This window comes from Wenyingzhuangia sp. 2_MG-2023, assembly GCF_030548295.1.
Taxonomy (GTDB): Bacteria; Bacteroidota; Bacteroidia; order Flavobacteriales; family Flavobacteriaceae; genus Wenyingzhuangia.
Window position 1 is genome coordinate 797,988 of sequence record NZ_JAUOSB010000001.1, and the last position, 12,252, is coordinate 810,239.

Annotated in this window: 14 protein-coding genes; 8 read left to right on the forward strand and 6 right to left on the reverse strand. The window is 33.2% G+C overall.

From position 1 onward, the window contains the following. Positions 1-38: 38 nt before the first annotated feature. Positions 39-1,016: a stage II sporulation protein M gene (locus Q4548_RS03210; protein WP_303451445.1), complete on the reverse strand. Its 978-nt coding sequence runs from the start codon at positions 1,014-1,016 to the stop codon at positions 39-41. A 23-nt stretch (positions 1,017-1,039) separates the two neighbouring features. Here Q4548_RS03210 and Q4548_RS03215 point away from each other — a divergent pair, with 23 nt between their 5' ends. After that, positions 1,040-1,789 (forward strand): RDD family protein, encoded by a 750-nt coding sequence (locus Q4548_RS03215; RefSeq protein ID WP_303451448.1) that lies wholly within the window; start codon positions 1,040-1,042, stop codon positions 1,787-1,789. 46 nt (positions 1,790-1,835) lie between these two features. Here Q4548_RS03215 and Q4548_RS03220 read toward each other — a convergent pair whose 3' ends face one another. Both Q4548_RS03220 and Q4548_RS03225 read right to left on the reverse strand, forming a co-directional pair. Beyond that, positions 1,836-2,195 carry a DUF805 domain-containing protein gene (locus Q4548_RS03220; RefSeq protein WP_303451450.1) on the reverse strand — a complete coding sequence of 120 codons (360 nt, stop codon included), beginning with the start codon at positions 2,193-2,195 and terminating at the stop codon, positions 1,836-1,838. A 77-nt stretch (positions 2,196-2,272) separates the two neighbouring features. Then, positions 2,273-2,653 (reverse strand): DUF805 domain-containing protein, encoded by a 381-nt coding sequence (locus tag Q4548_RS03225; protein ID WP_303451453.1) that lies wholly within the window; start codon positions 2,651-2,653, stop codon positions 2,273-2,275. 263 nt (positions 2,654-2,916) lie between these two features. Between Q4548_RS03225 and Q4548_RS03230 the strand changes: the two genes are divergently transcribed. The 7 genes from Q4548_RS03230 to trpA all read left to right on the forward strand — a co-directional run bounded on the left by Q4548_RS03230 (position 2,917) and on the right by trpA (position 9,581). Continuing rightward, on the forward strand, positions 2,917-4,311 hold the full coding sequence (locus tag Q4548_RS03230) for an anthranilate synthase component I family protein (RefSeq protein WP_303451456.1): 1,395 nt from the start codon (positions 2,917-2,919) through the stop codon (positions 4,309-4,311). Between the two features lie 100 nt (positions 4,312-4,411). Beyond that, a complete protein-coding gene (locus Q4548_RS03235) occupies positions 4,412-4,990 on the forward strand; it encodes an aminodeoxychorismate/anthranilate synthase component II (protein WP_303451459.1) in 579 nt (192 codons plus the stop codon). A gap of 61 nt (positions 4,991-5,051) precedes the next feature. Beyond that, complete coding sequence (trpD, locus tag Q4548_RS03240; RefSeq protein ID WP_303451462.1) at positions 5,052-6,041, forward strand: anthranilate phosphoribosyltransferase; 990 nt, start codon at positions 5,052-5,054, stop codon at positions 6,039-6,041. 64 nt (positions 6,042-6,105) lie between these two features. Further along, on the forward strand, positions 6,106-6,888 hold the full coding sequence (gene trpC / locus Q4548_RS03245) for an indole-3-glycerol phosphate synthase TrpC (RefSeq protein ID WP_303451464.1): 783 nt from the start codon (positions 6,106-6,108) through the stop codon (positions 6,886-6,888). Between the two features lie 69 nt (positions 6,889-6,957). Further along, positions 6,958-7,587 carry a phosphoribosylanthranilate isomerase gene (locus Q4548_RS03250; protein ID WP_303451467.1) on the forward strand — a complete coding sequence of 210 codons (630 nt, stop codon included), beginning with the start codon at positions 6,958-6,960 and terminating at the stop codon, positions 7,585-7,587. A gap of 30 nt (positions 7,588-7,617) precedes the next feature. After that, positions 7,618-8,811 (forward strand): tryptophan synthase subunit beta, encoded by a 1,194-nt coding sequence (trpB, locus tag Q4548_RS03255; protein ID WP_303451471.1) that lies wholly within the window; start codon positions 7,618-7,620, stop codon positions 8,809-8,811. 2 nt (positions 8,812-8,813) lie between these two features. Continuing rightward, positions 8,814-9,581 (forward strand): tryptophan synthase subunit alpha, encoded by a 768-nt coding sequence (gene trpA / locus Q4548_RS03260; RefSeq protein ID WP_303451473.1) that lies wholly within the window; start codon positions 8,814-8,816, stop codon positions 9,579-9,581. A 54-nt stretch (positions 9,582-9,635) separates the two neighbouring features. Here trpA and Q4548_RS03265 read toward each other — a convergent pair whose 3' ends face one another. The 3 genes from Q4548_RS03265 to Q4548_RS03275 form a co-directional block, all read right to left on the reverse strand. After that, positions 9,636-10,262 carry a carbonic anhydrase gene (locus tag Q4548_RS03265; RefSeq protein WP_303451475.1) on the reverse strand — a complete coding sequence of 209 codons (627 nt, stop codon included), beginning with the start codon at positions 10,260-10,262 and terminating at the stop codon, positions 9,636-9,638. 66 nt (positions 10,263-10,328) lie between these two features. Next, a complete protein-coding gene (locus Q4548_RS03270) occupies positions 10,329-11,846 on the reverse strand; it encodes a SulP family inorganic anion transporter (RefSeq protein WP_303451477.1) in 1,518 nt (505 codons plus the stop codon). Between the two features lie 75 nt (positions 11,847-11,921). Beyond that, positions 11,922-12,251 carry a hypothetical protein gene (locus Q4548_RS03275; RefSeq protein ID WP_303451479.1) on the reverse strand — a complete coding sequence of 110 codons (330 nt, stop codon included), beginning with the start codon at positions 12,249-12,251 and terminating at the stop codon, positions 11,922-11,924. Position 12,252 lies beyond the last annotated feature (1 nt).

A 12,252-nucleotide genomic window follows, 5' to 3' on the forward strand; every position in this document is an offset into this window, starting at 1 on the left:
CAGTAAAAGCGTAAAGAAATGTTTGGTGTTTTTTACGTTCATAAAGCAAAAGATTCCGATGTTATTTTACGTGCAATTTTATTTGGATAGATAAGAAAGTAATAAGAAATAAGGCTAAGAGTGCTTAAAATAATGATGGCAGCAAGAATTGTAGGCATATCATTTCCGTGTCTAGAAACAAATCCTTCAAGAAATCCTGCAGCAATGGTAAAAGGAAAGGTCGCAATCATAATTTTTATACCATCTCTCATTCCTCTTTTAAAAGAATCAATTCGTTTGTAGGTTTTAGGAAAAATAATACTTGCACCTAGCATCAACCCTACAGCACCTTCTATTACAATTGCAAATATTTCCATGGCACCGTGAATCCAAATTCCTTTCAAACTTTGAAGAAATACACCGTGTTTGGCAAAAAGATACTGAAAAGAGCCCAACATAATTCCATTGCTCAATAGTACGTAAGCAGTTCCAATTCCACCTGTAATTCCAAAAGCAAAAGCTTTCAATCCTACATACAAATTGTTAAAAGTAATTCCAATAAAACCTCCCCAATTGGTTCCAGAATTGTAAACGGCAGTTGGGTTTCCATTTTTAATGTTTTCTAAGGTTTTGTTTACATAGCCATCAGATAAAATTAGGCGGATAAAACTATCGTCAAAAATAGCAGATAGCACCCCAATACCTACAGAAAGTCCAAAAATGGCAAACGATAAGTAAATGTATTTTTTATAACGGTAAAGGATAAGTGGAACATCAATTAAAAAAAAGTGCAAAACTCTATTTTTTTCTTCTTTTCTAGATTTGTAAATTTTTTGAAAAGCTAAGATGGTTAGGTGATTTAGGTAAACCACCAATTTGCTTTTGGTGTAGTATGTCTGAGCAAAAGCCAAGTCGTTGATTAAGTGTAAATAGAGTTTGGAAAGCTCTTCTGGGTTGCTAATGTTTTTTTCTTGTATTGCGCTTTCAAAACGCAACCATTTTTCTTTATTTTGTTTGATAAATGCAACCTCTCTCATAGAGTAACAAATTACACGATTAAATGGCAGAAATACAAATTACTACAACTCAAAATGTAAACTTAGATTTTAAATCGGCGGAGTTGAATCATCGTATTTTTGCTTGGTTTATTGATAGCATGATAAAGTCAGCCTACATTGGGATTTTGATGTATTTGTTGTTAGGAATTTTAAACCTAGGCAAGTATTTTGAAAGTTTAGATACTTGGTCTATCATGGCGGTTGTTATTGTTTTAGGAATTCCCGTAATTTTTTACACGTTAACTTTAGAAACTTTGTTGGGCGGACAAACTGTGGGGAAAAAATTAATGAAATTAAAAGTCTTAAAAATTGATGGTTATCAAACCAGCTTTATTGATTTTTTTATTCGTTGGGTAATGCGTATTGTAGATGTAAATATGTTTTCGGGCTTTGTGGCTTTAATTTCTATTGGTAGTTCTTCTAAAGGACAACGACTGGGAGGTCTTGCTTCTGGAACTGCAGTGGTGAGTTTGAGGAATAAAGTAGATATTAGTCATACTATTTTAGAAGAAAATTTAGAAAACAACTATCAGCCTACGTATACATCGGTTGTGAAATTGTCAGACAATGATGTTCGAATCATCAAAGAAAATTACCTGAAAGCAAAACGTAAAAATGATGAAGAATTGTTGCTAAAACTGAAAAACAAAGTAGTTGTGGTAATTGGTCAAGAACCTGTAGAGGAACATTCTATGGTTCAGTTTTTAGATGTAATTATTAAAGATTACAATCACTACACTCAAAATATGTAAGCAATAAAAAACCTCTTTTAAAATATAAAAGAGGTTTTTGTATGTTTTAAGCTTCTGAAATTCCTATTTCTTCTAATTCGTCTGTTGGGTTTTTAGGATCGGGTCCGTATTCATTTGAACCCTCGTCTCCATTTGTACAAGCTAAAATCAAGCTGTATATAGGGATTAGTAAAAACCATCCAGACTTTCCTACATCGTGCATTCTTCGTACACCAACAGAAAGAGAAGGCAATAAGATAGCCAAGCTGTATACAGTGCTTAAGTAGTTAAATTCTAAAGCTGGTCCTATGGCTCCTAATAGGATTGATATTAGAGTGTTGAACAACGCAAACATCCAATATTCTTTTCTTCTAGCACGTCCGTTAAAGTCTACGTACTGTTTTAATACTTTTAAATACCAATTCATTTTTTATAGTTTAATTTTTAAGCATAAAGCTAATTAAAAAAACATTTAAAAAAGTTGTATAATGTTAGTTTTGTAGTTTAACCATTGATGTTGGATAACTCTTTTGGATTTTTCCCGTATTTGTTTGTTTCTAAATCGCCTTCTTTTACAAGTAAGTACAAACAGTAGGGGAATAAAAATCCATACAGCCCTGGTTTTCCAGTGTCTTGAACTCTACGTGCACCAACAGCAATAGAAGGGATTAAAACCGCAGTAATGTAAAGAACACCTAGCCAGTTAGCATAAAAGGGTTCACCTAATAAAGTAAAGTTAAAAGCATCTAATTCTAAAAAACCTCCTATTTTATGAAATCCCGTAAACATCAATTTGTTGATGATTAAAAAATAGAAATACTCTTTTCTTCTGGCTCTTCCATGAAAGTTAGCATATTGTTTTAAAACTTTAAAATACCAGTCCATAGAATGTTGTAAGGTTAGATGTTGCAAATATAAGGAAACAAAATATAGAAGATTGTTTTTGATAGGCATGACAAATAGAATATAATTTATTTGCAAATTCAAAAATCTATGCTAAATTTGTGTCAATGAAATTAGATAGAAAAAATATTTGGTGGTGGTACACTCTTAGTAATTAAGCGTGAGTATCATTGTGTATTTTTAAAAATATAAATATATAAAGGCTTATCTCACGATAAGCCTTTTTTTATAGTGTATAAAACCGAATGAAGAAATTACAATTTAAGACAGTTATTAAGGAACAGATGGCGGATACGGTAACACCTGTTTCGTTATACTTGAGGTTTAGAGATCGTTTTGCAAATACAGTATTATTAGAGGGATCAGATTATCATTCCAAAGAGGATAGTTATTCTTTTTTAGGAATAGATCCATTGGTGCATATAATGGCGGAAAATGATTCGTTGAATTTAATGTACAAAGATGAGTTGTTGAGTAGTGCACCTTTGCAAAGAAATTTTCATGAAATTTTTCAGTATTATTCTGATTTAATTCAAACAGATTCTCCCGATGCTTACAAGTCTTTTAATGGATTGTATGGTTACACAACTTACGATGCCGTTCAGTATTTTGAAAACATCAAATTGCATGCAAAACAAGCAGAATCTGCCATTCCTTTTTTACATTATAGTTTTTTTAGGTATGTAATTGCGATCAATCATTTTAACGATGAAATGATTGTGATAGAAAATGTGCCTGATGGTGAAGAATCTAATATTGATGAAATTATCACTATTGTAAACAATCCAACTTATCAAACGCAGCAGTTTTCTTATTTAGAAGATAGCGAGACCTCTTCTTGTACAGACGAGGAATTTAAAGAATATGTAAGAAAAGGAAAAGCCCATTGCAAGCGAGGAGATGTTTTCCAAATTGTGTTGTCTAGACAATACCAACAAAAATACAAAGGAGACGATTTTAATTTGTACAGAGCATTGCGATCAATCAATCCGTCACCATATTTATTTTATTTTGATTATGGTAGTTTCCGTTTGATGGGATCATCTCCAGAGGCACAAATCAAAGTTCAGAAAGGAGTAGCTACTATCAACCCTATAGCAGGAACGTTCAGAAGAACAGGAAATGCAAAAGAAGATCATTTGTTAGGAGAAAAATTATCAAACGACAAAAAAGAGACCGCAGAACACGTAATGTTGGTAGATTTAGCTCGTAATGATTTAAGCAAACATGCCGACAATGTAACGGTTGAAGTTTTTAAAGAAGTACAGTATTTTAGCCACGTAATCCATTTGGTTTCTACAGTAGATGGTAATATTAAAGGAAACCCATTAAAAATAGTTGGAGATACATTTCCAGCGGGTACCTTGAGTGGTGCTCCAAAATACAAAGCGATGCAATTGATAGACACTTACGAATCTCAAAGTAGAGGTTTTTATGGTGGTGCTGTGGGTGTGATTGGTTTAACAGGAGAGGTGAATTTAGCCATTGCAATTAGATCTTTTGTAAGTAAAAACAATACGCTGTATTACCAAGCAGGAGCAGGTATTGTAATTGATTCTACAGAAGAAGGAGAGTTGCAAGAAGTAAATAACAAATTAGCTGCGTTAAAGAAAGCTTTAGTGTTGGCAGAGAAAATATAAATTTAGTGTCTGGTGACAGGTAGCAAGTGTCAAGATAATGGCTTATGGCCTTAAAATAAGATACTAGATACCCGATACTAGATACCTGATACTAAGAGATATGAAAATATTAATAATAGACAACTACGATTCTTTTACCTACAACCTAGTGCATATGGTAGAAGAAATTACAGGAGAAACTCCAGATGTTTTTAGAAACGATGAAATTCCATTAGAAGTGGTTGGAGAATACGATTTGATTATGTTGTCTCCAGGACCTGGAATTCCTGATGAAGCGGGAATTTTAAAGGAAGTTATTGCGGAGTATGCTGGAAAGAAACCCATTTTTGGAGTGTGTTTAGGTTTGCAGGCAATTACAGAAGTTTTTGGTGGGAAAATCATGAACATGGATAATGTGTTTCATGGGGTAGCCACAGAAATGGAAGTAATTGATGAAAACGCAATCATTTTTAAACATTTACCAAAGCTTTTTACCGCTGCAAGATATCATTCTTGGATTGCTGATGTGAACACAATGCCAAAGGAATTGAAAATAACATGTGTAGATGAAGAAGGTGGAGTAATGGCCATTCAACATAAAGAATTCAACATTAGTGCAGTACAATTCCATCCAGAGTCTATTTTAACTCCAGACGGAGAATCGATGGTTAGAGAATTTATAGAAAACGCAAAAAGATAATAGACTTTAGCTGTTAGCCAATAAATAGTTAATAGTCAGGAGCCAAAAGCTATAAGAATTTATGAAACAACTATTATCCAGATTATTTGAGCATGAAAAACTAAGTCAACAAGAGGCTAAAGAGGTTTTGATGAAGATTGCAAATGGGGATTTTAATCATTCTCAAATTGCATCTTTTGTAACCATCTTTTTGATGCGACCTATTACAGTTGCAGAATTGGCTGGTTTTAGAGAAGCGTTGTTAGAATTGGCTTTGAAAGTAAATTTGTCAGAGTTCAATACCATTGATTTGTGTGGAACAGGAGGAGACGGAAAAAACACATTCAACATTTCTACACTAACTTCTTTTGTGGTTGCAGGAACAGGAAATAAAGTAGCAAAGCATGGAAATTACGGTGTGTCTTCAGCATCGGGTTCGTCTAATATGTTAGAGCATTTAGGATATCAATTTACCAACGAAGAGAGTGCTTTAAAAACACAGTTAGACAAAGCAAATATTTGTTTTTTGCATGCTCCACTATTTCATCCAGCAATGGCCGCTGTAGGTCCTGTTAGAAAAGAATTAGGAGTTAAAACGTTTTTTAATATGTTAGGACCTTTGGTAAATCCTAGTATGCCACAAAATCAGTTGGTAGGTGTTTTTAATCTGCAAGTAGGTAGATTGTACAAAGAAATCTTAAGCAAAACGTCTGAGAATTTTGCGGTAGTACACGCATTGGATGGTTATGATGAAATTTCATTAACAGGTCCTTTTAAAATATACACCAAAACAGATGAGCAAATATTAAAACCAACAGATTTTGGCTTGAGACAAATCAAACAGTCCGATATTTATGGTGGAAATACAGTGCCTGAAGCAGCAACTATTTTTACTACTATTTTAGATGGAAAAGGAACAAAAGCTCAGAACAATGTAGTGTTAACGAATGCTGCTTTTGCATTAAGAACTATAGATCCTAATGTTTCTTTTAAAGAAGCTTTTCACAAAGCAAAAGATAGTTTGATGGGTGGAAAAGCCAAAGAATGTTTAAAGACATTGATTGAGCTATAAGTGAAAAATAAGCATAACGAATGGAAATAAAGCAAATTCGTAACTGAAAATTCGTAATTGAAACATGACAATTTTAGAAAAAATAGTAGCATATAAAAAAAAGGAAGTCGCTAAGATAAAAGCGGAAGTTCAAATTAAAAAATTGGTGGAAAGCCCTAATTTTAAAAGAACACCACTTTCTTTAAAAAAATCTTTGTTAGAAGTTGGATCGACAGGAATTATTGCAGAGTTCAAAAGACAATCTCCATCCAAAGGCATTATCAACGACAAAGCAGATATTCTAGAAGTAACAAATGGTTATTTAGATGCCAATGTTGCTGCTCAGTCTATTTTAACGGATACTCATTTTTTTGGTGGAACCATGGTAGATTTGATGAAAGCTAGAAGTATTAATGACGTAAAACCAATTCTTAGAAAAGATTTTATTGTGGATGGTTTTCAGATTGTGGAAGCTAAAGCTATTGGTGCAGATGTTATTTTATTGATAGCGGCTTGTTTGACCAAAGAAGAATTGAAAAACTACGGTCAATTGGCTACAGATTTAGGGATGGATGTGTTGTATGAAATTCATACCCAAGAAGAATTGGATAAGATAGATGCCAACGATAAAATTATAGGAATCAACAACAGGAATTTAAATACGTTTAAGGTAGATTTAGAACATTCAATAGAATTGTCTTCTAAGATTCCAGACAGCTGTATCAAAGTTTCGGAGAGTGGAATTAGTGATCCTAAAATTATTATGGGATTGAAACAATACGGTTTTCAAGGGTTTTTAATTGGAGAAAATTTTATGAAGACAGCAAATCCAGGAGAGGCTTGTAAAGAGTTTATTGGACAAATGTAACATAGTATCAACTAGCTAGTACTTAGTATCAAGAATTATTTAGATACCAGAAACCAGATACCGAAAAATATGAAAATCAAAGTTTGTGGAATGAGGGATGCAGAGAATATCAAAGCAGTAGCAGCTTTGCAGCCAGATTATATGGGTTTTATATTCTATCCAAAATCACCACGTAATTTTGAAGGTGAGATTCCTGAGATTGACGAAAAGATCAAGAAAACGGGAGTATTCGTCAATGCATCCATAGATTTTATTATAGAAAAGGTAAATAAGTACGCTTTCAAAGCAGTGCAACTTCACGGAACTGAGTCGGTGGCTTTTTGTCAGGAATTGAATAGTTACGATTTGAATATTGAGTTATTTAAAGTCTTTTCAATTAAGGATGAGTTTGATTTTTCTGTATTAGAAAACTACGAACCCTTTGTAGATTGCTTTCTTTTTGATACCAAAGGAAAAGATAAAGGAGGGAATGGTTATACGTTTGATTGGTCGGTGTTAAAAAACTATTCATCCAAAAAACCTTTTATTTTAAGTGGCGGAATTGGAGTAGATGAGGTTGAAAAAGTGAAAGAAATTTTACAGACGGATTTGCCAATCTATGCGTTGGATATCAATAGTAAGTTTGAAACAGAACCCGCTGTGAAAGATATCGCTTTGTTGCAGCAATTTTTTAAAGAAATTAAAGGTATTCGAGCGTAGTCGAGAATACTGATAAATAATCAAATAAATATGTCAAAATTTCAAGTAGATGAAAATGGATATTATGGGCAATTTGGAGGAGCATATATTCCTGAATTGTTGTATCCAAACGTTAAGGAATTAGAAGATAATTATTTAAAAATTATTGAATCTGATGCGTTTCAAAAAGAGTATTTGTATTTGTTAAAACAATATGTGGGTAGGCCAACTCCTTTGTATTTAGCTCCTAATTTGTCTGAAAAATATGGAGCTCATATTTATCTAAAAAGGGAAGACCTAAATCATACAGGAGCTCATAAAGTTAACAACACCATTGGTCAAATTTTAATAGCTAAAAAGCTAGGTAAAAAGAGAATTATAGCAGAGACAGGTGCTGGTCAACACGGTGTGGCAACAGCTACTGTTTGTGCCTTGATGAACTTGGAATGTATTGTGTTTATGGGAGAGGTAGACATCAAACGTCAATCTCCAAACGTGGCACGTATGAAAATGTTAGGAGCAACAGTGGTAGCTGCAACTAGCGGTAGTAAGACATTAAAAGATGCAACCAATGAAGCTATTCGTGATTGGATTCAGCATCCAGAAGAAACGTATTATTTGATAGGTTCTGTAGTGGGGCCGCATCCTTATCCAGATATGGTAGCACGTTTACAAGCTATTATTTCTGAAGAAATCAAATGGCAATTAAAAGAACAAACAGGAAAAGAAAATCCAGATGCTATTATTGCATGTGTAGGTGGAGGTTCTAATGCAGCAGGAGCATTTTATCATTATTTAGATGATGAAGAGGTGAAATTAATTGCGGTAGAGGCAGCAGGTTTGGGAGTAGATACAGGAGAAAGTGCTGCAACTTCTCAGTTAGGACAAGTAGGGGTAATTCATGGTTCTAAAACCATTTTAATGCAAGATGAATATGGACAAATAACAGAGCCTTATTCCATTTCTGCAGGATTGGATTATCCTGGAGTAGGACCAATTCATGCCAATTTGTTTGAAAGTGGGAGAGGAACTTTTTTAAATGCAACAGATGACGAAGCTTTGCAGGCTGCTTTTGAATTGACAGAATTGGAAGGAATTATTCCTGCCTTAGAAAGTTCTCATGCTTTGGCCATTTTAGGTAAGTTGGACTTGAAAAAAGACGACGTGATTGTGGTGAATTTATCAGGAAGAGGAGATAAGGATATGGAAACGTATATCAACTATTTAGAAGCTAGAAATAAATAATTATGAGTAAATTAAATACATTATTTCAAGAAAAAACAAACAGATTGTGTTCTGTGTATTTTACATCGGGGTATCCAGAGTTAAATGACACGGCTACGATTGTGAAAAGTTTAGAAAAAGCAGGAGTTGATTTTTTAGAAGTTGGTTTTCCTTATTCAGATCCTATGGCTGATGGGCCTACGATTCAAGAAAGTAGTGCGGTAGCGCTAAAAAATGGAATCAATTTAGATTTAATTTTTAATCAATTAGAATCTATAAAAGAGGAGGTGAATATTCCGTTGGTGGGAATGGGGTATTTGAATCAAATGTTGAGGTATGGTGATGAGAAATTCTGCCAAAAATGTCAGTCTGTAGGAATAGAAACGTTGATTTTACCAGACATGCCAATGATTGAATATAAAACAATATACAAGGATATGTTTGCCAAATATGGATTGACAAATGTGTTTTTAATCACTCCACAAACCACAGAAGAGCGCATTCTTAAAATAGATGAAATGACAAATGCGTTTATTTATGTAGTTGCCTCTTCTTCTATTACAGGAGCAAAAGGAACGATATCTGAAGAGCAAATTGCTTATTTTGATAGAATAAAATCTTACAAGCTAAAAAGCACACTAATTGCAGGATTTGGTATTTCTAGCAAAGATACTTTTGATACGGTTTGTGAACACGTAAATGGAGCTATTATTGGATCTGCATTTGTGAAATATGTTGGCGAAAATGGAGTTGCTAATATTGAAAAATTTGTGAAAGATATTATTGACTAAATCTCAGTAGTCACAATAATAAAAAGAGGCTGATTTAATCAGCCTCTTTTTGTTTTATGAAATTCTGTAAATTTCTTGAATGTCTTTTAATTTGTCTTCGAAATCAATTTTTAAGTCAATTAATTTTCCAGAATGGATGTCAAAAACCCATCCATGTACAACAACCTGTCTGTCTGCAAATGCTTTTTGATATTGTGAAGTTTTAATCACATTAACACATTGTTCTTGAACATTTAATTCAACCAATCTGTTGTATCTTTCATCTTCATTCTCTATTGCGTTTAGCTCATCTCTATGGATTCTATAAACATCTCTAATGTTACGTAACCATGGATTAAGAATTCCTAGATCTGCAGATTGCATAGCTGCTTTTACACCTCCACAGTAATAGTGACCACAAACAACTACGTGTTTCACTTTTAAATGTGTTAAAGCATAATCTATTACAGACATAGCACTTAAATCTGTATTAGGAACCATGTTGGCAATGTTTCTGTGTACAAAAGCATCTCCTGGAGATACTCCCATTAATTCTTCAGCAGTAACACGGCTGTCTGAACATCCAATATATAAGATTTCAGGACTTTGACCTTTGGATAAGTTTTTAAAGTAATCTTCGTCAATGTCTAATTTACTCTGTACCCATTCTTTGTTTTTATCGAATATATTCTGAAGTTTCATATATGTATGTTTTAAAAAATAAAATTATTAAATATGTTTTAAAAATAAATGGTTATTTTATTTAAGTTATGATTTTACAACATTAATATGTGGTAAAGGTTTGTCATGTTTATGCAATTTTAAATCCAAGTCTATCAAAGTTAATTTGATTTCTTTGTTTTCTGCTTTGATGGCAAAATCTTGAATAATTTCAATAATGTCTAAGTGTATAAACTGTGTTTTGCTTGCGTTGATGGTTACTTGACTTTTTTCTGGAATTTTATCCAAGACTTTTAAAACAGAAGCCTTGTTTAAGAAGGTAACATCTTCAGACAGCTCAATAAAATAAGAAGCAACCTCTCCCTTGTTTGTTTTTTCTAAGAAATAAGGAACTTTGTAGTTGTTTCTTAGAATGATAAAGATTGCAACAGCAATTCCTAAACCAATCCCCATTAATAAATCGGTAGCAACAATACCTACAATAGTAATCACAAAAGGAATAAATTGATCTAAACCTTCTTGATACATTTTTTTAAAAGTTGATGGATTGGCTAATTTGTAACCTACAATCAACAAGATAGCAGCTAAAGTGGCTAGGGGAATTTTGTTTAACAATGTTGGAATTAACAAAATACTGATGAACAACAATATACCGTGAAGAATAGTAGACAACTTGGATTGACCACCTGCTTGTTGGTTGGCAGAACTACGCACAATAACTTGTGTTACCGGCAAACCACCAATAAAACCAGCACACATGTTTCCAACCCCTTGTGCAATCAATTCTTTGTTGGTAGAAGTTGTCCTTTTTAAAGGATCTTGTTTGTCAGAAGCCTCTACACACAGCAAAGTTTCTAAACTGGCTACTACAGCAATTACAATAGCTGTGGTGTATACATCTGGATTTGACAGTCCTTGAGAAAAATTGGGAAAGGTAAAATTGTTGAAAAACTCTGCTGGAGATGTTGCAACCGGAATCTTAACCAAAAAATCAGTATTTATAGGCAATGCAAAAAGTTGCAATAAAATACCTACGGCAACAGCGAGTAAAGCACCAGGAATCATAGCTAAAAAGCCAATTTTCTGAATAAATTTAGTTTGCCAAAAGAGTAAAATTCCTAAAGAAATTGTCGTAATAATAGCAACGTTTATTGTGATTCCAGATTTAATAGCTTCAAAATTTATTGCACCTAAAGCATTGGGTATTTGTTTGTAGAAAATTAAAACCCCAATACCAGCTAACATTCCTTTAATTACTGAAGAGGGAAAATAATAGGCAATAATTCCTGCTTTTAGAATTCCCATAACAAGTTGAATCAATCCAGCAAGAATAACGCTCACCAAAAATATTTCAAAGCCTCCCAAATCTGTAATAGCATTTAAAACAATAACAGCCAATCCGGCTGCGGGTCCACTAACACCTAGAGCAGAATTACTCAATGTTCCTACAACAACACCTCCAATAATTCCACTAATAATTCCTGAATATAAAGGAGCTCCAGATGCTAGAGCAATTCCTAAACACAAAGGAAGTGCAACTAAAAAAACTACAATACTTGCAGGAAAATCTTTTTTAAAACTTTTTTTGAATTTGGTATCCATCATTTTTATTTTTTTAACACGATAAAAAATGCACCTTGATTCTTAGAATCAGGTGTTGTTGTATTGATAGCTATTTGATTAGCAAAAAATAGAATAGTCGGGCGGAGGAGTGTGGATTTTAAAATAAGGTCTCACAGCACTAAGTCTACATTTATGTAGTGTGTTTTTGTTAAACTTAAAAAGTTTTTTAAGTGGTTTGATTTGTTTTACTGTAGAAAAAGAAAAGAAGTCTTTGTCTTTTTGAGTGTCTTCTTTTACATGGTTTTCCTCTTCACCTAAAACTTGTGAAGTTTTTTCATCATCGTTCACAGAGTCTACAAAATTTTTAATATTTGTTGAAAATACTACACAAAAAACCATCATATAAAGACATATGATGGTTGCTATTTTTGTGTGTTGTTTTTTCATT